This is a genomic window from Candidatus Thermoplasmatota archaeon (assembly GCA_038884455.1).
GTDB lineage: Archaea > Thermoplasmatota > E2 > DHVEG-1 > DHVEG-1 > JAWABU01.
Map to the genome: position 1 here is coordinate 23,923 of JAWABU010000010.1, position 23,387 is coordinate 47,309.

The following is a 23,387-nucleotide window of genomic DNA, read 5'->3' on the forward strand; positions in this document are numbered from 1 at the left end:
TTTTGCTATTCAATTAACTGTGAAATTTTGAGAATACTTTCAACCGCCTTAGTTTTGTAGGTTGCTGCGAGATTAAAATAATAATCTGCATCTGTATATTCTTTTTTAAGCATAGCACCTGCTGCTTTGTAAATATAATAGGTATATTGCTTGAATGATTCAAGACAGGTTTGTACTTCTTGTTTGAGTTCTTGGTATGTTTCTGTGAGTTGAAATCGCTTGAGATCATCTAATGCTTCGTTGATTATTGTTTGTGTTTTTTCTGCTCGATTTTTCAAGAGATCGTAGGATCCTTCTAGATCACCGAGATCACGATTCTGCAATTGGATACGACCAATCGTATTGATAATCCACGGTACAAACGATGTTGGTGTAAAGGTATCGGTTGTTTCATGAACTGTGATGAGCAGCGTTGTTGATCGTTGTTGCCCTCCGCTATCAGTAACTGAGAAAATCACCGAGTAGGTCCCTGGTTTTTCAAACTGATGGATGGGATTTTGTTCTTGCGACGTGGTTCCATCATCGAAATTCCAAGAATAGGTAATTATTGATCCATCAGGATCTGTTCCACAGCCAGTGAAGGAAACAGTTAATGGTGCAGTTCCTTGTGTTTTATCTGCATGTGCTTGAACTACAGGAGGGATATTTTGTGGTGGTTGTACTATGATCTTTTCTTGATATGAATAGGTTTTTCTTGTCGTATCGGTTATTGTTAAGGTAATGATGTATTCTCCTGGTGTTTCATATCGATGAACCGGATTTTGTTCACATGATGTTGCTCCATCGCCGAAATCCCAGTAGTAACGTGCTGGTTGGTACTTAGAAGGGGACAACGTACCAATACAGTAGATTAGACATGGTGCCTCTCCTGTTTTTGGCATTATTGTAATAACAATCTCAGGAGGGGTTGATGATACATTGTAAAAACATTGTGCAATACCAATAGAAGACAGCATAGTGATACATACGATGGTTAATAGGTATATGCACTGTTTTTTCATTATATTCTTTTTTATTTGATCAGATATTTAAACAATGTTGTACATCTCTTACCTGTTGGATTATAGCGTCTTTCGAAGGGAAGAACTTATAATAGATAGGACATATTAACGTTTCTTGTGCTTGCAGATAAGACAAAGCAACAACGTTTGAAACTATACATGCTCCTTAGCGCGATTATAAGTATTGTGATCGTTGTTTTTATCCTAATGTTCACCGTTGATTCTAACACATTTCAATATCTGTCTCAAACAAAAATTAAGTATGAATTTTTTCTAGTTGCTGTACTTCTCAGTATTCTTGCGTGGTTTATCTGGGGTGCACGAATTTCTATATTGAGTCGAACACTTGACTCGCGTCATCCTGTTACTGTATTTTGCTCAACAAAAATCGTCCTTGCCAATCTGTTCCTAGCAGGAATAACTCCATCGATGGTTGGAGGAGAACCGGTTCGTATTTATCTATTAAAAAAAGAAGGATTGAATCTTGGATGTGCTACAGCGGTTGTCCTCAGTGAACGTTTTATTGATGCGGTTTTTATCCTTCTCTGCATACCGTTCGCTTTCTTTATTTTCCAAGATAAAATTCAGTTAAACATTATTCGAGTAGGTATTCTTGTTGGCATCATCGTTTTTTTATTGCTCATCTTTCTTTTTATTTATGCCGTACGGAATCCTGAAAAAACAAAATCTTTTTTAATTCAACTTGAGAAAAAAATTTTCCGTATTTTAAGAAAACAAGATACCACTGAACAGACCAAAATTGTTAAAACAATCAGTCAAGAGGTTGACAACTTTCATACAAGTATGAACCTGTTTGTCTCACATAGGAAAAAAACTTTAGTAGCGGTTGGTTTGTTAACTGTATTGTATTGGTGTACTGGTTTTATGATCCCTTCATTGCTGCTCGTAGGATTAGGGTTACCTCCAATGATTGTTGAATCGTTTGCTGCTCAGATGATTCTATTAATAATAGTAATGCTTCCCATAACACCCGGCAGTAGCGGTCTTACTGAAGGAGGCATGGCTGCACTCTATGGTATGATTCTCGGTTCGAATTATAGTTATGTCCTTGGTGTTTTTGTTATTCTCTTTCGATTCATATCGTATCATATGCAGGTCATAGTTGGTGCTGTCTTTCAATATAAGATCTTTCGATCATTTACTTCAGTATCACTAGAGTCTGAGGAGAATACAAAAACGTAATTGTTAATAAAATTGAAAATGAAAAAAAAGAAGAAAGCAATGAATTTGTGATAGTACCGTTATAATACCTTAGCATCACGGTTGGTAGTGTAGGATGTCTTTGGTGTAATACCATATGCTATGGTCGCTGCGAGGATGATTTTTGTTGTATCCCCGATAATGAACGGTATCATCCCCATCATGAGAAGACCGATAATATCAATCGAAACACCAGAAAGTGACAACCAACCATAGAGATAGATCATACCAATACCATAAACGATGGCAAAATTTGCAAACAACATAAGTCCAAACATGCTTATAAGATTGCGCGCTTGGACATATCGGTCAACAAGATAACCAACAAAGAAAGCTGCAACAATAAAACCAATAAGGTACCCGCCAGTTGGTCCAGCAAGATACGCAAAACCTGCATTCCCTGCGGTAAACCAAGGAACACCTGCTGCTCCAATTCCCACATAGAATCCTTGACTAATTCCACCCCATTTTCCAAGGATTACTGCCCCGAGGAGAACACCAAAGGTTTGACCTGTAATTGGTACCGGTGTCCAAGGTAGACTAATCCTGATCTGGGCAAGAAGACCTGTAAGACACGCAAATCCAAGAGCAAGCATCATTTTTTCAACAAAACCAAGTTCATATCGCCATCGGTAAAAATTGAACCGAACTTCTTTGAATTTATTTATATAGAGATTTACTTCCATAAAATTCCCTTCTTTTCTTCTTTCTTACGATGAAAATATCTTGTTGGAGGTATACATGAGGTTTTTATTTGTTTTTCGCTTGATTTTTATAGATGTTGATACCGAACAAACGAATCATCATCAGACCATCGGCTGGTCTCAGGTTTTTTTCTCAAATAAAAAACCATATTCCTTTTAGGCTTTTGAAATCGATCAATTTTATATTGTGGTATTGATTGAACCTTTTTTTGTTGAACAGACGGGAACAAATGAGAAAAACGTGACCTAAAAAATGAAACAGTGATATTTCGTGAAAGTTCAAAAACGATAGCGAGTTCAACAAAAAGTAATGCAACTGCAACAAACCATCCTGGAGCAAATAATTTGTACGATATTCCGTACTGCGTATACAAGATGCCAAGAATAAAAATTGTTAAGAATGAAGGGATCAGATATAAAAAGTAGGTTGTATCTAACACAAAGGGGATGATTCTTTTTTTTGCAGTGTAGGTTTCAAAAAGGGTATACGCATGGACAACAAGAAGAAAGCATCCTCCCGGTACTATAAGGAAAGCAAAATAAAACCAGAATTGTGCTATAGTGCTGTAGAGGTCTGCATTGGTTAGATAAAAAAGAGAAGCAACAACAATAGCAGCAAGCGCTGTAGTAAGAATTGTTTCAATAACAGATATTTTCTGAAGTTCAATAAATTTTTTACCTTCTTCTCCAGGTATCCCTTGGTTGGGCATTCCTGAAGTACTTTCTAAGAACGATTCTGTCGCTTCCATAATCCCATCCAATTTTTATAGTTGTATCAAAATACGATATATCGTATGAGTATAAAAAGGTTGATATAGTTGATAGTTCAGAAGGAAATATTTCTTAAAAATCAGGCAACCTCGATTTTTCAGAGGATGGTTAGGTTTCTTTGAACGTTGTTCGTAGTGGTATATAGAGAAGCAACACTGCAACAAAAATCCAAATAAGCAAACCAGGATACCATGGCGCATCAGGAATGAGGGAGAGATTAAGACCAAGAACGATAATGACAGCAGCGACAACGCCCATGAGTGCTTCCCCAGCAACAAGACCAGCAGTAAAAAGAAGACCTGTTCGTATCGTTTTTTCCTTTGGGGTGATATCGGTTTGTTTAACAGCTAGTTCCCAGTCGCTGATCTCTTCACGATCATCACCATATTTTTTTTGCACTACTTTGTCAGTTCCATATCTGATGATTCCGCCGACGAAAATTGGAATGGAAAGTGTAAATGGAAGATAAATGCCGATTGCAACGGGTAATACCGGGAGATCGATCAGGATTAGAATTAAGGCGAGTACCGCACCAGCAAGAATATACGGCCAGAGCATATCGCCACCAAGAACTCCTTGGACAATTCCTTTCATGAGAAATGCTTGCGGTGCAGGAAGTTGTGTGCTCCCGATCGTGAATGCTTGATGAAGAAGTCCGATAATTAGACCGATGGTTGTTCCAATAGCAAGAACACCAACAATCATGGAAAGTTGTAGTTTTTTTGGTGTTGCACCAATCATATGCCCCGATGCCATGGTTTGGAGCAAATCTCCTGAAATCGACCCACCGATACAAATAATTGCTGAGATAAAAATAACGACTGCCATACCTTGTGGTCCCGTTGATCCAAAAATGAGCATAATGATACTAACAATGAGAAGTACCATGACAGTTACTCCTGATATTGGACAGTTTGATGATCCTACAAGACCTGTAAGGTATCCTGCAAGAGCACTAGCAATGAATGCAAGAAAGATTGTTATGAATGCCATGAAAAAGGATATGATGAGAGAACCTGAAAGCCATTGATAGAGGAAAAAAATAGGGACCGCCATGGCGAAAATCGCAATGAACACAAGTTTATAGCTTAAATCATCATCAGTTCGTTGTTTGTTTATGGATTTTCCACCGCTTTTTATCCCGAGAATTGCTTCTTTAATACTACTTGCGAGATTGTTTCTGATAGTATAAACTGCCCAGAGCCCACCAATAAGCATTGCTCCAACGCCGATATATCGCACTTGTTCACCCCATACAGTATAAAAACCGCCGATAAGAGTTCCAAGGCTTTCGTATCCATCTATCGGAATCGGTAAACCCTGTGCAAAAATGATCAATGGGGCAATGATAACCCAGCCGATAAGCCCACCGACGAGTACATACGAAGATACGGTTGGTCCAATGATCCATCCAACACCAAGGAGCGCTGGTGAAGTAGTAATACCTCCATAAAACCATGCATCATGCTGGCGCCCGGCTATCGTATATTTTCCAAGTGATATCATACCATCGATGGTATCTTTAAATATATTGAGTGAGAGTTGTCCAAATTTGAATAAAGCTGCAGTTCCACCGCCGATGAGCAGCCAGATACCACTGATCTTTTCTTTATCTTGTTTTTCTTCTCCAACTGTACTGGTGAGGACTGTTGCAACTGCGATTCCTTCAGGAAATGGTAGATCTGTTGTGACAACAAGTGCCCTTCGCAATGGTACCATCCAAAGAACACCGAGGAATCCGCCGATAAGAGCAATCATAGTTGTTTGAAGGTAGTTAACCTCAGTCCAAACGTTGAGGAGGAGCAAGGCAGGTATTGTAAATATAACACCTGCTGCAATGCATTCACCAGCAGACGCACCCATGGTTGCAATATTAACTTCAAGGATGTTTGGTTTGAATGGCTTCATAAGCGCTAGTGCCATCACTGCTCCAGGAATGATTGCTGAAACAGTCATGCCTGCATAAAGTCCTAGGTATGCATTTGCTGCACCGAGAATGATTGCAAGAAAAATGCCAACAATCATTGCTTTCAGCGTTAATTCAGGAAGCAGCGCCTCTGATGGTATATATGATTTGAAATTTTCCCGTGACATTTTATTACAACGCTCATATAAATATAGTTTTCAGAGTATTAAAAGGTAATTGTCGTTCGATTCATAGATATTTTTTTTAATTTAATAAAAAATATTATATAATGTTCATCGAATAACCTCCAAGTTAGTGCTTTACGAGGAGTGTTTGTTATGGTTCAGAAACGACGATCTGAGATACAGATTATTGGAGAAATTCTTGACATATCAAAAAATGGGGTAAAAAAAACCGAACTTCTCTATCAAAGTAATATGAGTTTTACACAGCTTCAACAGTATCTTGACTTCATGATTAAAAAAAACATTCTTCGTGAAAATGTCGTTATCAATCATCACGGTGAACCAAATAAAGTTTATGTGACGACTCCGAAAGGAAACGAATTACGAACAATGATCCACAAAACGTTATCATATTTTGAATAAGTTACGCCGGGCTTTTTTATTGTATCGAACGTACATGTTTTGCCCATAGAAGCATCTTTCACATACATTTATATATCATGCTTTGTATCACCTGTGATATAAAAAATAATTGATTTTCTGGGGAGGTCTACCAGATGAAATCATCAACCTATGCAAGTCTTGTTACTATTTTATTTATCAAACATTCCAAAAACGTAAGCCGCAGCATTGAAAGCGTGATTCGAATGACCGATCAATTATGTAAAAAGATGGGGGTCGAGAATACCTTGAGCCATATGACCAAATATCGAATTGTCAGTGAATTGATTTCAAACCATATTCTTTCAGTTCGTCGAACCAAAAAAAATGCAAAAGTATTCCTCTCAAAGAAAATTCAAACCTTTTTAGAAGATTAAACACTAACATAAAAGGGACTCATTTCGTCAGTGAAGGAGAAGTAAAATATCGACGGGGCTTTAATTGAATGCATTCAGTCATTTATGGTGATGTTGCTTTACAAAGTCAGGAAGATTAAAGAGGAAAAAGAATTTTGAAAAAATTCACTCCGCCCAAGAAAATCTATTTCATTGTTTTGAAAAATTGATTACTCGAAAGAAATATAAATTATACATGAGAGATCATAGAGCGATCTTAGAAATTGAAAAAGAAAAAATAATCATTCGTGTTCTACGGAGTGACCACTGAAAAAACATTTATGGAAACATGTAAGGTGCTGGGTGTAAGCCGTAAGCCTCTTTGCAACAGTAGAAAAATTTGAATTTTTTTGAAGATACGTGTGACCGAAGTAACAAAATAAAATAGCGAAATGTTTATATTCTATAACATACTATATTATACTATGGAAACTTCAATTCAGATAAGTAAAAGATTACAGAAAGAGCTCTTAAAAAGGAAATTTTTTGATAAAGAGACCTACGAAGAGGTCATTTGGGATTTAATTGAAGATAATGAAGAATTAAATACACAAACAAAAAAGGAACTTGCTGCTGCTCGTGCTGAAGCGAAAGCTGGTAAAGTGCATTCTCTTGCTAAAGTAAAGAAAGAGCTGGGGCTATGACCTACCAAATCTTTTTTACTGATAAAGCAAAAAAACAATTAGAAAAACTTGAGAAAGTCGATCAAGAACGAATCATCAAATCTTTACAACGAATTAGAATACGACCAGAAGCACATATAACAAAACTTGTAGATGATCCTGGATATAAATTACGCGTGGGCGATTATAGAGTTATTTTAGAAATTGAAAAAGAAAAACTAGTCATTCTTGTTTTATCATCGGTCATAGAAAAAACATTTATGGAAACATGTAAGGTGCTGGGTGTAGGCCGTAAGCCTCTTTCTGTTTTAACGGCATTTGTCTCATGCGCCCTACCTACGAGCAGTCTGAATAACTGATCCCGATGTTTGGGCTTGCTCCAGGAGCAGATTGGTCGTTTCATCAAATTCCTTGAAGACCTCATCATCCAATGAATCATCGCATAGTTCAAGGACTGTGTCGTTTCTGTACCTCTGCTAAAGCTCTCGCTTTAACCATTTACATGGTTTCCTGATTCAGAGTGAGAGAGGACTTTCCTCAGCAAAACATACAGGTATGTTTTACCGTCAGCCGTCCACCGACACCCAGCAGCAAACACAATAGATTACATGAGATATATAAAATAGTTTGCTCTTCTCGTTGTGAATCTGTCAACTTACGGATTTAATCATACGTCTTCTCTCCAGATAGTTTGTGTTGAAACGGTCTTAAGTTCACCCTATCTCTTGTTGTTATGAAAAACGACTTGTTGATTCTTTTTCATGAACCATAGTATCATTAAAAAAGAGCCGGGTTTTTAACACCGTTGATACCTCATGAGGAACATCAATAATCAGTTTGGTTTGTTGTATCAAATACGGTACCACCTTATATAGAGCGATCGATCGTGGATTATACATGATACTGCGATTGTCGACAAAACCTGCTTGAAGTACGACCTGATCTGCAGTTGTTCGACCATAGTTTACAATATATATGCAAAGAACGACATATTCTTTAGTTTTTCCTTCAGTGATATGAGTTGCGTTTTTCCACTGATGAAGAAGAATCGGACGATTCGAAATTGGATAGAGAGTAATGTCAGTTAATTTCTGATACTCCTCTGGAATGCGACCAAGTGTCCAACGACTCCGAGTGGTCTCAAGATAATAATAGTTTTCAACATAATAGGACTGAGACTCCAGGGGTTGCATGGTTTGAACTCCAACAGCCATATGATTTGGCAGTCTGAGTAACGCAACAGAAAAACCAAGCGAGTCAAGAAGTGCAGCAGTGAGAATCGCTTTGTCTTCACAATCTCCCTGTTTATCAAAAAGCATCTCAATTGGAAACCGAGGATATTCAACAGTTATATCATGTGGATCATCCTCAGCATATCGAAGATGTTGGACAAATGATGCAATATAATTAATGGTATCTATCTCCCCTATGGTTTTTTGAAGTGATTGTAATTGCTTGGTAACAAGTGAAATATAGGGATCATCATACGGATCAAAAACATAAACTGCATAATCCTCAAGAATAATACGATCTTTGGTGTGATAATACAAAGAGAGAAACGGTATGTTTGGTATGTGTATCTCAAAGTTTCCCTCGTAGTACCATGAATACGCAATATCCTGGACAAAATTCGAAGGAATTCTGTTGATCGTTGTATGGATGAGTTGCTGATCATCATTGGTGAAAAGAGCAAGATCAATTTGGAGATTCTGATAGGGAAGCACGTCAACAAAGACAAACCATGAACTCTGTGTTGTCTGCATCGGTTCTAAAACAGCTGGTAGAAGTAATGATGAAGTACTTTTCTCATGTATTGTAACAGTTCCTTTTGAAGGATATAACGGAAAATCACCAGGGTTAAAGAAAGTGATGTTGAAACCGACAAGCGCATAGGTGGTATCATGCTGCCACCAATAATCTTCAATGTGTGTTATCGTCACGTTTCGTTGGAAAAAACTCATTTCGTTTTTAAAAATGAGTGTATTTTTTTTATCAAAGACGTTAAGTGTGTATACTCCTGATTGTGGCGTCTGTCGGTACTCTGCAAGTGGTACCGAACGGTAATGTTCTCCTTGGTAAAAAGTCTCAGAAAAAATCTGTTTCCCAGTAGTGTTCATAAGTTGAAGAACAATGAAATCACTAGTATTGAAGAACAGCCCAAGACAACAAAAACCATCTTCATCGAACATTTGCGTTGAAAGCAACTGAAACTCAGTTGTTTGAAAAAACATACAACCAGAAAATATACTAAACAAAAAACAGAGTATGAATCCAACGATGAAAAAGTTTTTTTTCACGTACATACCGCTGTAAGTTTTTTTTCTATGACCGTTCCAAGACGTTTGATTCCTTCCTCAATTTTGTCGTTTGTCGGATAGGAAAAGTTGAGTCGCAATGATCGACCACCACCACCATCAACACAAAATGCTTTTCCATGGACGTAGGCAACTTTTTCTTTGATAGCATCAAGGAACATAAGTTCAGTATCGATACCTTCAGGAAGGGTAACCCAAGCAAACATACCACCTTTTGGCTTCACATAGTTACACCCCTCAGGAAAGTATTTTTTAATAGCTTTCATCATGATGTCTCGTTTTGGTTTGTACATCTCGCAGATTTTCATGATGTGAAGATCAAGAGAACCGCTCTTGATAAATTCACTTGCAATATATTGATTAAATGTACTCGTACAGAGATCTAATGCTTGTTTGCAGATCTCAAGTTTTCGTGTTATCTCTTCAGATGCAATGGTCCATGCAAGTCTGAATCCTGGTGCAAGGATTTTTGAAAACGTTGACATATAGATAACACGTCCTTCGTCATCGAATGCTTTGATTGGTTTAATGTGGGCAACATCATAGCTGAGTTTGCCATAAGGATCATCTTCAACAATGAGAAGATCATGCTCATTGGCAAGATCAAGGATCTTTTTCCGATGCTGTTCAGGCATAATGGTTCCATCAGGATTTTGAAACGTCGGAACCGTGTAAATAAACTTTGGTGTAATATCCTTTTTTAGAAGTTCTTTGATTTTTTCTTCCAAAAGATCAAGACGCATTCCATCCTTATCAATAGGAATCCCTAGGAGATTTGCCTCATACGATCGGAATGCGTTTATACCACCAAGATACGTTGGAAGACTGACCAATGCAACATCTCCAGGGTTAAGAAACATTTTTCCCACAGTATCTAAGCCTTGTTGGGAGCCACTCATGATAATAATATGTTCCTCAGTTACATCTTTCATGCCATCTTTCTGCGCACGTTCCGCGAGTTGCTGTCGGATCATTTTTTCTCCTTTCGTTGTTCCATATTGCAATGCTGCATGTCCATGATGTTTGAGAACAGAATGAATAATACTCTGGAGATCATCAATGGGAAATGATTTGGGATTTGGAAGACCCCCCGCAAAAGAAATAACCTCAGGATCTTGAGCAACTTTTAACAATTCTCGAATCTCTGATTTCCTCATCTTCCCTGCTCGATCAGAATACAACCGGTCAATATCCATAAAAAAAACCCCGAGTCTGACCCTGGTATACTCTGATATTTTATATGGATTTCGTTATGAAAAACTGTAAAAAAATTGATAAACTTTTAATGATATACAGGCTCATTGTTTTTCTTGTTTTGGTGAACAGAAAAGCGCTTTACAATGCTGTTCAAAAGCAGGCATAACCTCAACCGTATCCCAATCAAGATTAAATTTATGCATGAATAACGCTAACTGTTCATCAGCAGAAACTGTTTTTTTCCCTTCGACAAACATACAACTACTTTCAGTTGTATCAATAATTGTTTCTTCCATAGACTCACAATAGATAAGCTTACTAGATGTTTATATAATTTTTGCCTGTTGTTCTCAGTTCTCCGTATGGTTTATTTTTTCTTTTGATTTTTTCCTGTTTTGTCTTCTTTTTTTGTCTCTGGTTTATTTTCATTTGACGGTTGTTTCTCAGTTTGAGGCTGCAGTTGTTGTTGATCTGTTCTTTTTTTCATACCGACCAGAATGAGTATCCCAACGAGTACCGCAAGAACAAGAAGTAACAGCCCAAAGATAAGCAGTGCATTTGACGCTTCTGACGGCTGCTCAGTGTAGGTAGTTATCGTCTTGGTTTGAGGGTCGTAGTCAATATCCCAGATTCCATCGTTATCAATATCTAGTATATAATGACCATTTGAAAGTTTTTGAGGTGTTGTTTCAGAACTGGTTGCATTACTATAAAAACGATCGTAGATTCCATCACCATCAGTATCGATAAGGAAACCATAGGTTCCAACATACTGCGCATCGATGAGAACAACATATGTTGATGATCCTGACTCTGTTTGATTATCAAACGCTGTTGCGGTGATGACAAATCGTCCCGCAGTTGCCCATTGATGTATCTGGATTATCTCAGTTCCACTGGGGAAAAACGTTGTCGTTGTTGTTTCACCATCACCCCAAGAGACATGATATTGAAGAGCATCATTGTCTGCATCTGTTGCCACAAAAGTATATTCTAACTGTTTATTTTTTTCTCCATATGCTGGTCCAGTTATTGTTGGTTGTGTCGGAGGATTGTTTCCTGTAAGTATCGTTACAAGAGCAGTATCAGTTGCAGTTGAATTTTCATCATCAGTGACACGCACGGTTACTAGGTATGTTCCTGGTTGCGTGTACGTATAGGTTGGTTTTGGTCCGATATTACTATGCCATGTATCATCAGCGAAGAATTTCCAGTCATATCGAGTAATAATATTGGTTGTGTCGTTATCATAACTGCCAGTCGCATTGAACGTTATCTGTTCATCAACAAAACCGGTATATGGTCCGCCAGCATCAGCAACAGGTGGTTTATTGATACTTCCGCCGCCTCCAGAGCCTCCGCCAGAACCGCCACCGCCACCACCGTTTCCACCACCTCCGCTTCCTGGATTTGAGGCGGTTGGCACACCACTTACCGGTGCGCAGAGAGGACCAAGATTCCCACTGGTGTCAACTGCTCTGATTCGATACGCATAGGATTGCTCATTGGTTAACCCAGTATCTTGGTACGACGTTGTCGTACGATTCAATAGGAAGACGCCATCTCTATAGATTTGGTAATGGCTTACTGCAACGTTATCAGTTGCAGGATTCCATGCAATGTTTAACTTTCCATCATGAGCATCGGTTACGGTGAGTCCAGTGATATTTGATGGCGGCTCATTATCACCAGGGGGTACAGTAGTAAAACTCCAAATCGGACTGGTGACGGTAGCACCATGATTATCAGTTGCGACGATTTTCCAGAAATACTGAGTCCCTACCAAGAGGGTGGGGAGATCATAGGTAAGCTGAAGTGTTGTTGCGGGTCTTGTGATGGTATCGTACAACGGGGGATTTGATGCTACCCCGAAATAGATACTATAGGTAACCGTATCACCAACATCTGGATCACCACCGGTCCAGCTCAAATCTGTGTTGATACTTTGACCGGTTGCACCATCCACGGGAGTAATATTTCCTGGAGTATATGGGGGATTATTTGGTGCAGATATCGTGGTGAAATCCCACACGGAACCAACATTAGAATACCCATGGTTATCCCATGCGATAATCTTCCAATAATATGAGGTACTATAGGCCAGAGCGCCGGGGTTGCAGGTGGTTCCTGATTGATTCGCTGAGACCTTGGTTGTCGGAGGGTTGCTCGTTCCAAAGTAGACATCGTAAGTCACAGGATCGCCATCGGGATCACCACCAGTCCAACCTAATATGGTGCCAGTAACTGGAACATTGAGTGCATGATTCACCGGTGTTGGAGTTTGTGGTTGGTACGGTGGATTGTTTCCACTGCCTCCGTTCATCGTGGTGAAACTCCACGTTGATGACGTATTCTGAAGTAGGGAATCGCTGGCAACTGCATACCAACTGTAGGGGGTATTTGGTGCACGTCCTGGCCAGACGATCGATACGGTACTCCCACTTACCACATAGGTTGCTAATCCGATGAGCTCATTGGTAGCAGCATTGTAAAAGTAAACATCAAGTAGATCGCCGTCAGGATCTGAGACTGTTACACTCAAGGTCGGATTTAAACCCACTCCAGTTGCACCGTTACTTGGCGAAGGATTCGTTGGTTGGTACGGGGCACGGTTCGTAGAGGTACTCAGATACAGATCAATTTGATATGGTGTAAGTACTGGTGGTTGATCAGGAATGGTAAACGAAGGATTCACTACGGGTGTGTAATAGTTGTACCCAAGTCTCACGTTAAAATAAATGGTTTCCCCGTAGGTTGCGAATGTTCGCGGAAAACTTTTTTTATAAATACCACCTGGTTGAGTAATGCTGCGAACGTAGTATTGTCCATAACTATTTGAAATAATGACATCGCCGTTTTGTGTGACCGGGACACCGTTGAGGTAGATGTAGCCAATGACAGTGTAATCAGGTGGTGGTGGTAATGCTGAGGTTATTTGCATAGGTACGATTAAAACCATCAGTACTATGACATATACTTGAATCGGTACAGTTTTTTTGTTCTTCATGGTTGTCTTCCCCATTTTTTTATTGGTTTATACTCTCTTTGTAGTATTTAAATGTATGCAAGCAGCGGTTTTATAGAGGCGGCAGGGAGGTAATCTCGACATAGTAGTCTTCAACCTCGCCATCAAACGCGTAGCCGGTGTAACTTAAACCGCCATTTGAGTTGATTCTAAACCGGGCGTACGTCCATCCTGAGATTGCATCTGGTGGAACTGAGAAATCTAACGTTCGTACACCACCTCGGAACAGTGGTTGGTTAAGGAATATCTGTTCATTGGGATCATCCCAGTCTCCATCCTGGTTGAAGTCAACCCATGCATTGAGGTATCCATCCTGAGGAGACCAAGTCATATCGATGTTGACAGATGCTGTTGTTCCAACAACCCACAATCCATTGGGTGTTACCCCATCCTCATCATCGTTTCCATCGTTGTCATCACCATCAGCATTGGTTGTTGGTTGCCCGTTCCATTCCTTATCGACACCCGTACCCATATACGGTGCCCTTGCAGAGTGCCGTGCACCGTTATTCATTCGTGATGTTGCATAGGATGCTGGCGCATCACCGAAATCAAGCGTCGGCATCCCTGATGTTGTGAAACTCCACAGTGGCCCTTCGGTTGTTGCTCCATGGTTATCCTCTGCGACAATCTTCCAGTAGTACGTTGTCGAAGGATCGATAAGTATTCCAAGATTTGCATCAAACGGCCCGGTCATGGTTGCAGGCCACCAGCTGGTTGCAGCGGCATACTGCCAATTGTTTGGATCTACTCCAAAAGAGATATGATAGCGGACTTGGTCGGTGGAATCCTGATCACCGCCATACCATCGAAGTATTACAGTGTCATCCATCATCACAACATCGGTTTCACCATCAGCTGGAACAGGATTTGAAGGCGTCAAAGGTGCATTATTTGGCGTAATAAGCGGATAGGTATCCTGATTACTTCCCCCAGGAATCAAATATGGTGTTTCTCCAAGGCCATCACCATTTGTATCTCCACCGGTGTAATCACTCCAGTAGTTCCCCCCGATCCAGTCTCCACCAATAATGTTGGTTCCCATAACTGGTGGATCAATATTCCACGTATTCGTGCTGTCATCAAAAGCATTGTACGGATTCCCCAAGTAATTGTTATAGATACGATTACCATAGCTAGAATAAACGGCGATGCCATAGTCCCAGCTGTCGCTTCCACCTTCTGTTATCGTATTCCCATAAACGATACAATTATCTGACTCATACAGCTCAACTCCAGGACTATTTCCTTGAAGCGTGTTCTCCTCAATACGGGTCGCGGTAGAGCGGAAAGAAATGATTCCTCCTCCATTATTTTGGGTGATTATTGTATTGTGACTGATGATAACGTTATCAGCATAACTCACCTCGATAGCCCGTGACCTCCCATCACTGATCTGGTTACTGTTGATGAGGATATCACCAACGATCAACGCAGCGTCCCCGTAGACGAAGTCGCCGAACCCATACATTTTCAAGGCTATTGCTGATTGAGAACCCTGGATAGTGTTTTCGTTGATCTCGATAGTACCCAGGGTGAACGTGGAGCTTCCGTAGAGATTATAAGCGCTCTCATGGATTTGAAGGTACAAACCATCCCCGGGTGTGATGATCTGGTTCTTGTTCATCTTGATGCCACCCATCGTGAAGCATGCTTGATCATACATGTAGGAGCCAAGGTACATGTCGTAGAACCAAGCGCCAGATGCCACGCAGGTCATAGTGTTCTCACAGATAAGGAAGTCACCCACGGCGACACTTGCATGACCGAACAGGTAGCTTCCAATTTCAACCGTGCTACTGAGTTCGAATGCAATTCCTCTCTCAGCGTTTATAGTATTCCGCTGAAATTCGATATTCCCCATGGTGAATGTTGCATAATTATTGAGTGAAAACCCAAGGTTATCCATGAGATGAATGTAGATACCATCATCCTCACTTGTGATCGTGTTGTCATTGACAAAGAAGCCATCGCAGGTGAAAACAGAGGTATCGCACAGATCACGACCGAGATCGGTGATTTCATAGAAAGTAATCCCCTGAGCTGTACTGGTGATGATATTGTTGATAAGATGAATTCCTCCAAAGTGGAACTGAGACGATCCATGCATGTTCCTACCAATGCTGTCAAAGGAAGAGACGTCGACCCCGTAATCAGCAGTTATCACATTATTGGTGATTCGTAATGCTCCGATGTCACAGAGAGCACTATCATAAAGACCATATCCCCACTCACTGCAATCAACCACAATACCACTGTACTCCCAGGCGAGCACGGTGATAGAGTTGTCGGTGATGATTGATTCACCGACCGTAAAGACGGATGACCCATCTAGATTAGTACCTATATTGTCAACGTCAACAACAATCCCATCATACGTGGAGGTGATGGTGTTGTGTTGTATGGTAAAACCCAGAGCATAACATTCGATGCCCCACAGTGCATTCGTGATGGTAAACCCGTCAATGACCACGTTTTCAGCATGAATTGTGATTCCTGTTCCATCCATGGCATCAATTACAGGTGTTGATGCTGCACGGAGGGTGAGTTGTTTGTACACATCAACATTTTCGTAAAACGTTCCTGTACTTACTTCAATAGTATGACCCTCTAAAGTATCCTCATCATCAATAGCATCTTGAATCGTGTCAAAATATTCATCGGTATTGAGGTTATGAACTAGCCCCGTAGGTGGTAATTCTTCGGTAGTAAAACTCCAGATGGGGCCTTCCGTGACCAATCCACCTGCATCCCTGGCAACGATCTTCCAATAGTAGGTTGTGCCTTCCTCTAAAATCCCAACAGTCCACCCATGCCACTGGATTGATCCTGACATGGGTGCTTCTTCATTATAGAACGGAGGGTCTGACTCGGTTCCAAAATAAATCGTATTGTAAACAGTATCTGAAGCTCCGTCAGGATCACCACCATACCATTGAAGAATGGTACCATAAATAGGTACATTTACAGCTCCATCAGCTGGAGAAGGATCATGAGGCATATCAGGAGGTTGATTTACCAGTGGCGGTTCTGGATACCAGAACATGTTTGTATCATAACCCATCAATGGTACCAGGTCATGATCAAAAGCTTGAGCATACACATAGTATTGATGATAAGCTAATGGGAATCCTGGTTCAATCATGAGTCCCCATTGGAACGGTTCAGCTAGTGTGCCTGCACCTGTGCCATAAGCATCCCAGAAGAACGGATCAGTAGACCATTCCGCGCCAGTGTAATAGTAGGTTACACCATCATACTCATAGGTGAGTTGTACTTGTACACTATCAACATAGGTGTCTAGGTCATAGGCAAACCCTGTTATGTGCAAGTATCCAGCTTGTTGATAGTTGAAGCTACCACCATCCTCAGGGTAGGTAATCTCAACAACAGGAGGATGAAATACGGTGGATTCCCCCATTGTTGTGAAACTCCAGAGAGGGCTTTCTGTTGATGCGCCATGAGTATCCCATGCGATAATCTTCCAGTAATAGGTTGTATCAGGTGTCATCGGGACTCCGAAGTTGACGGAAATAGGATTCGTATTATACCCAAATGGTCCAACCGTAGTACGATACGGAGGAGAGGGATCTGTACCAAAGTACACATCATAGGTTACCGTATCGCCACTATCAGGATCACCCCCATGCCATAGGACAGTTTCATCCCCTAACGGAATTTCAGTTGCTCCATTAGATGGGTAAGGATTATATGGTTCATAGGGAGGGTTATTTTCCGCAACACAGAGCTGTATACAATACGTATCCGCGCCCATAGGTCCATCATCATCGAGAAGAATAGTATGTGGACCATACGTGGTATCCCATTCGACAGATCCGCGTCCATAGAGCTTTTTGAATGATTCAAGATAGCTGATAGGGACTGAAATATAGGGGGCACCATCGATAAGGTAGTGAACCCCATCTGGTAGCGTTAAGGTATAGGAGATGCCGTTGATACTGATGCTCGTGATTGGCTCATAGTTGCGGTGAACCATAGAGAGCTTCCCATCTTCAATAGTTATCCAGTCGCTGCCATCAACATGCTCCGCGATGAGTTCGATACAGGCTGGTGCTTCACAGGTGACATATATAGATGCGGTATCTTGCAGGTTTATAACGCCACCGCACACTGGCCAAACCGTGACATCTGCAAGATTGATAACTGGCTCACCGCAGCCTGTAACGGTTGCTTCAAACTCCACGTAGGCAACTGCACCAACTGGTACAAAGAATTCCTCATAGATATCCTCCCATTCAAGAGTCGTACCGACTTCTCGGGGGGTAACGAGTGGTTGTGCTTCCTCACCATCGTAGACATAGACTTCACCCATGTATTCAACAGTTACCACTGAGTTTCCTTCAACATATTCGAGCTCATCGGGGAGGTAATCAATAAGGTATCCATTTTCATAAATGCAGCCGCCATCATTAAGAAGGCTGATTCTGAAAACAACGGTGTCTCCTAGTTCAGCCTCAGTAGAATCAGCCCAGTATCCAACTTCCCCATCACACCAGACTTGCTTGGCAAAAGCAAGTGATGGCTCACAGGACATGAGTACCGATGCAGAATCGGTAGCATACAACAGATCACCACATGCAGGATACACGGTTATCTCTGCGGTATTGGTCAAGAGTTCTTGACAGGCAGTAACTGTAGTATCATAGTCGAGATGCACTGAGCTACCCGGTGGAAGGTAATATACCCCAGTGTTTTCAATCCATTGGAGTGTTGTTGTTTCGTCAGGGTTGAGTATGACAACTGGTTGCACCTCAGGACCACTATATATGAAAATATTATCCGGTGTAATCACAGTTATACTCGTACTACCCTCAACATAGGATAGACCTGCAGGGAGGGTGTCAACCAATGTTGCATCTTCGAGGTTGCAGTCGCCAGTATTGTGAAGACTGAGTCTGAACCGTACGATGTCTCCAACTTGTGCCTGTGTTGCCTCATCATCCCAGCGAATGCTGATATCGTCAACATACCATCCTTCAAAGTTATTTGCTATTGAATCTCCAGTATCAAAGAAGAACTTAATCCGTATCATCTGCCCGGCATAGTCTGAGAGATCTACGAAGACTTCATACCATTGGTTCTCAGGACCAGTTGACTCCCATATCTTATTCCATGTTTGACCATCATCACTGCTGATATAGACTTGTCGTGCATCCCAGCCGCAGAAACCATTGCATTCTGTCTGCTCCCAGCTCATGAAGGTGAGGAGCGGAGAGGTTGAAGTACTGAGATCAATAAGGGGTGAGATAAGACTACCAGAGTTCGCTATATCTCCAGTGTTGTAGGTATGCGTATCCTCATCGTTATACGCCCAGCTATGATCTGGGCTACTGCTCCGGTTGCTGGTGATATGCCAGAGGCCATCAGCAGTCCAGTCTTCTTGTTCGCTTTCAACATCATTGGAGTATATCTGGTTTTGAACGTATTTTGTAAAGGTCATACCTGGTTGTTGGTTGTAGATGCTGAAGACATGGGTGACGATCTCAGAGGGGTTCGTCGCAGAATCATACGCCAGTGCGCTGATAGTATACTCATGTCCATTGGTGAGAAGCTCGTTCGTGTTGTAGCTCCATTCATCGCCATCAACAAAGGTACATGGTAGCCACTGAGGATCACCGGTTTGCCATGAATCACCAGTATAGTATTGACCCGTAGTCTCATCGACTAACTGGATCCATACTGAAGCAATCGGTGATTCATCATCATAGGCAAAGATATTAGCATCATCCATACTGATTTTTACTTCGCCATCATCAGGATCATCGATCTCTACCCAGGGTTTTCCAAGAACCGGATCATCAAAGAGAAATGCTGTCACTGCGGTTGATTCATGGTTCCCAGCAGCATCGGTTGCTTTCGCGTAGATATAATACAACTGATTATTTGTGTAGTCTCCGATACTTGGTTGATCTGCGGTGAGATCCCAGGTATCATGAATCCCTGTCTGAGGAACCTGCTTCCAGGTTTCCATGGTTGTCCAGGTATGAGCATCGAAATCCCAGTACTGATCAACACCATCGTTGTAGGTTATCATCACGTTAACATACGCAAGCATCAGATTGTCGTCTGATCCACCTGTGATATCAGGTGCTGCGTTTACATACGGATTGATCGGGTCGATATATGCGGCTGGTCGTACATCATCATAGATGAAGTATACTGTCGTGGTTCCTCCACATCCTGCGAGATCTCGTGCTTGTGCAAAGAGCGAGTAGATGTGTTCGTTCTCCCATGGGATCATACTTGAATCATAATACCAGTTCTCTGCTCCAGCGCAGATAAGAGATGAAGATGTATCCTCCCAGCTGTCACCATCCCAATATGTATTTGTGATTGTGTCATAGATCATGAGGGTGACGCTCTCGATGCCGGTCTCAAGATCAGAGGCGATACCAGATATCTGAAGGAGCTCATTGACATATTCTCCATTGAGCGGAGAAGTGATGGTAACTATCGGTGGATGGGTATCCGTAAAGAATCGATCAGCAACCTCCATATGGACCCAGTATTGGACACCGGTCTGCATCTCGGTAAGATCGTTGAACACGGGATCCCAGTATTTGTACCAGCTCAACCAATCGCCGATATCTGGATCATAATAGTACACCCAGTCGAAGTTTCCATCAAGTGATGCAAGGACGTGTTCAACTGAGGTACCACATCCGATTTCACCAGGTGGGATAACCAAACTGTTCCATCCAAGAACCATCCATTGATCATAGCCGATAGTGCTGTCCACAAAAATCGTCACCGGCAGAGAACATCCTGTGTTGAATGCTTCATCGGTTGCATAGGCAAATAACGTGAGTTGTGCTCCATGTTGATATTCTGAAAGGTCAAGAGGAATGATGAAATATCCAGAGCTGGAATCATAGGGGACGTTGTAGGTAAACGTTGGATCACCAGCACGGTAGACCAGAAGGTTTACTACGAGATCTGGTTGTATGGTAACATCATCCTGCGCATCAATTTTTACCGATATGGTTCCACTATAACTCATCGTATCAACCGGGTGTATGATGCGTACCTGTGGTGCCTGTGGAACGCTGATATTATGGTTTTTCACCAAGACAAAGAGCGGAACAAGCGTAGTTTGCATATTTCCAAGTACATCAGCAGATTTCAACATAACACTATGTAACCCATCATCAACCAGTGTTGTATCCCACGTATAGGGACTTACGACGTTGAACCATGGACCACCATCGATCCGCATCTCGATGAAATCAACACCACATCCGTTTCCATCATCAACTGTGAAGACAATGTCAACGATACCGCTGACTGTAGCAAAGTATTCTGGAGATATAAACATCATTGATGGAGCAGTATTATCGATGTAGATGTCCTCAAGAATTTGACTGCAGGTGTTTCCACCGTAATCATACGCTGTGATCTTGATTTGATACCCGGTCCCATCAGAAACCATTCTGGTATTCCACACAGTTTCAAATGGGGCGGACCAGTCAGTAGCAATCGGATACCAGCTGTCCCCTTCATCCGGACTGAATTCAAACACCATCTTTTGAGTATCATCTGACGGATTCAATGTTGTAATCGTCATGATACCTTTGTACCAGCCAGATTGGGTCACCACATCGAAACAGGGCAATCCAGCATTAATGGTAAATGAGCAGACATCTGACCATTGACCTAGACTTCCTGCGGTGTAAATAACCGCGACACGCCAGTAGTAGAGACCATCTGCAAGTGAAGGTAAGGTATACTCAGTCCCGGTAACATTAACGTACTCGAAGGTTCCAAAGAAGATATCAGTACTCCATTCTACGCGGTAGTTCTGCTGTGATGGTACTGGATGCCAGACAAGGGTTGGTGTATCATCGGTAATTATTGATCCACATGGTGGGCTCACAAGTGTTGGATGTTCACCGATTTCACCATGGACAATAAACGTCTCATTATCAAGGATGTAGTTGCCAACGCAGTCAGAGGTGATAATCTCAACGTAATGGGTGCAATGTTCACTGAAACGGAAGCAACCAGGTGTTGTCATCCAGTCAGTCCAGTTTCCTCGGTACCAGATACGATATTTAAACGTAATCATGTCTGAAGAACAGGGACAGGGGATTTCTGGACAATCGTCTGCACTGACGCAGATCTGTGTATCGGTGGTTACCCACCAGATATCATGACCATATTCATCGACTCCTGCGTAGACTCGAGGCTGACTCACAGTTTTATTGATGATGGGTGGCGTGTTGTCAACATGGAAGACTTGTGATTTGATGTCACTGGGGTTGCACACGTTATCCTTTGCCCAGTAGTACAACGTATGCACACATTCTTCGGTGAAGAAGATTTGTTGTGAGGTTTCTGGAGTGTAATACCAGTTATAACCAATGATGTTCTGATCCGTATACCCATACTTTGCTGCAAGTTCTGCACCGGTGATCACACCAGGACCTGAACCAAGCGGGTAACTGTATCCTTGGTAGTCATATCTCCAGAGGAGGTATTCGAGTCCTGCTTGGCAGGGACCAGTATCAGCTGCAGAGAGTGTGAAGGGAACACCGCATCTGATGAATCCGTCAGTGTTGTTGATTTCACAGTATCCTGCGGCTGGTAGGGTGAGATCAGTGGCTGGTGGCGTGTTATCCACCATAAATGTGTGGTGGTATAGTTGACTTGGATGGCAGATATTATCCTTGGCCCAATAGTACAGATCATGCTGACATTGCTCCCCAAACTCAATCATCACAGAACTCTCCGACGTGTAATACCAATCATGACCGATATACGCCGGATCAGTATACCCATACGCCGCAGCAAGCTCGACACCTGTAATCACACCAGCTCCTGGGCCAGACGGATACTCACTTCCATTATACACATACCGCCAGAGAACATACTCAATACCTGCATGACAATTATTCGATGGAAGATCAACTGCAGAAAGAGTAAAACCAGTGTTGCATTTCAAATACCCAGTAGCATCATCAATCCGGTAGTATCCATGAGACGGCGGGATGAACACAACAGCAGGAGCTGAATTATCAACATAGAAAACATGCGACGTAATCACACTTGGATGGCACACATTATCCTTCGCCCAGTAGTAGAGCGTGTGCATACATTCCTCAGCGAATTGAACCTGCACTGAAGATGCTACCGCGTAGTACCAATCATGACCGATATACGCCGGATCAGTATACCCATACGTTGCAGCAAGTTCTGCACCAGTGATCACATCAGGACCAGATCCTGTTGGATACTCAACACCATTGTACTCATATCTCCAGAGGAGATATTCAAGTCCTGCCTGACAGGGACCAGTATCAGCAGCAGAAATCACAAACGGCGTGTTACATTTCAAATAACCAGCGGCTGCACCAGCAATCGGGTAGTATCCATGACCTGGGAACTGGATATCTGTGGTCGGCATCACTGCATCAACAAAGAACGTGTGCATCCTAATGATACCAGCATTACAGACGTTATCCTTGGCCCAATAGTACAGATCATGCTGACATTGCTCCCCAAACTCAATCATCACAGAACTCTCCGACGTGTAATACCAATCATGACCGATATACGCCGGATCAGTATACCCATACGCCGCAG

General features: G+C 41.8%; 13 protein-coding genes, 1 other RNA gene and 1 pseudogene. 5 read left to right on the forward strand and 10 right to left on the reverse strand.

What is annotated here, in order from left to right; translation table 11 throughout:
• Nucleotides 1–5: 5 nt before the first annotated feature.
• Nucleotides 6–956, reverse strand: a complete 951-nt coding sequence (locus QXL17_03045; protein MEM4258113.1) for a PKD domain-containing protein — start codon at nucleotides 954–956, stop codon at nucleotides 6–8.
• Nucleotides 957–1,160: 204 nt separating this feature from the next.
• On the opposite strand from QXL17_03045, the gene QXL17_03050 reads away from it, so the two are divergent.
• Complete coding sequence (locus QXL17_03050) at nucleotides 1,161–2,204, forward strand: flippase-like domain-containing protein (GenBank protein MEM4258114.1); 1,044 nt, start codon at nucleotides 1,161–1,163, stop codon at nucleotides 2,202–2,204.
• A 59-nt stretch (nucleotides 2,205–2,263) separates the two neighbouring features.
• Here the strand turns inward: QXL17_03050 and QXL17_03055 are convergent, their stop codons facing one another.
• From QXL17_03055 to QXL17_03065, 3 genes are all read right to left on the reverse strand, one after another.
• Entirely contained in the window at nucleotides 2,264–2,908 is a 645-nt protein-coding gene (locus tag QXL17_03055; protein MEM4258115.1) for a biotin transporter BioY, read from the reverse strand.
• Between the two features lie 86 nt (nucleotides 2,909–2,994).
• Nucleotides 2,995–3,675: a hypothetical protein gene (locus tag QXL17_03060; protein MEM4258116.1), complete on the reverse strand. Its 681-nt coding sequence runs from the start codon at nucleotides 3,673–3,675 to the stop codon at nucleotides 2,995–2,997.
• 130 nt (nucleotides 3,676–3,805) lie between these two features.
• Nucleotides 3,806–5,791 (reverse strand): oligopeptide transporter, OPT family, encoded by a 1,986-nt coding sequence (locus tag QXL17_03065; protein ID MEM4258117.1) that lies wholly within the window; start codon nucleotides 5,789–5,791, stop codon nucleotides 3,806–3,808.
• Between the two features lie 150 nt (nucleotides 5,792–5,941).
• On the opposite strand from QXL17_03065, the gene QXL17_03070 reads away from it, so the two are divergent.
• The 4 genes and pseudogenes from QXL17_03070 (at nucleotide 5,942) to QXL17_03085 (ending at nucleotide 7,423) form a co-directional block, all read left to right on the forward strand.
• The gene (locus QXL17_03070) at nucleotides 5,942–6,211 is read left to right on the forward strand and encodes a winged helix-turn-helix domain-containing protein (protein MEM4258118.1); all 270 of its coding nucleotides are present in this window, start codon (nucleotides 5,942–5,944) and stop codon (nucleotides 6,209–6,211) included.
• Nucleotides 6,212–6,345: 134 nt separating this feature from the next.
• Nucleotides 6,346–6,606, forward strand: coding sequence for a hypothetical protein (locus QXL17_03075; protein ID MEM4258119.1), 261 nt, complete (start codon nucleotides 6,346–6,348; stop codon nucleotides 6,604–6,606).
• 443 nt (nucleotides 6,607–7,049) lie between these two features.
• Nucleotides 7,050–7,268 carry a hypothetical protein gene (locus tag QXL17_03080; protein MEM4258120.1) on the forward strand — a complete coding sequence of 73 codons (219 nt, stop codon included), beginning with the start codon at nucleotides 7,050–7,052 and terminating at the stop codon, nucleotides 7,266–7,268.
• Nucleotides 7,265–7,423: pseudogene (locus QXL17_03085) on the forward strand (type II toxin-antitoxin system RelE/ParE family toxin). Before QXL17_03080 ends, QXL17_03085 begins: the two are co-directional and overlap by 4 nt.
• A gap of 104 nt (nucleotides 7,424–7,527) precedes the next feature.
• Here QXL17_03085 and rnpB read toward each other — a convergent pair.
• From rnpB to QXL17_03115, 6 genes are all read right to left on the reverse strand, one after another.
• An RNA gene (gene rnpB, locus QXL17_03090) (RNase P RNA component) lies at nucleotides 7,528–7,833 on the reverse strand.
• A gap of 145 nt (nucleotides 7,834–7,978) precedes the next feature.
• Nucleotides 7,979–9,478, reverse strand: a complete 1,500-nt coding sequence (locus tag QXL17_03095; protein MEM4258121.1) for a hypothetical protein — start codon at nucleotides 9,476–9,478, stop codon at nucleotides 7,979–7,981.
• Nucleotides 9,479–9,540: 62 nt separating this feature from the next.
• The gene (locus QXL17_03100) at nucleotides 9,541–10,758 is read right to left on the reverse strand and encodes a PLP-dependent aminotransferase family protein (GenBank protein ID MEM4258122.1); all 1,218 of its coding nucleotides are present in this window, start codon (nucleotides 10,756–10,758) and stop codon (nucleotides 9,541–9,543) included.
• 102 nt (nucleotides 10,759–10,860) lie between these two features.
• Entirely contained in the window at nucleotides 10,861–11,055 is a 195-nt protein-coding gene (locus QXL17_03105; GenBank protein MEM4258123.1) for a hypothetical protein, read from the reverse strand.
• Between the two features lie 71 nt (nucleotides 11,056–11,126).
• Nucleotides 11,127–13,766: a PKD domain-containing protein gene (locus tag QXL17_03110; GenBank protein MEM4258124.1), complete on the reverse strand. Its 2,640-nt coding sequence runs from the start codon at nucleotides 13,764–13,766 to the stop codon at nucleotides 11,127–11,129.
• 70 nt (nucleotides 13,767–13,836) lie between these two features.
• A complete protein-coding gene (locus QXL17_03115) occupies nucleotides 13,837–23,316 on the reverse strand; it encodes a NosD domain-containing protein (GenBank protein ID MEM4258125.1) in 9,480 nt (3,159 codons plus the stop codon).
• Nucleotides 23,317–23,387 lie beyond the last annotated feature (71 nt).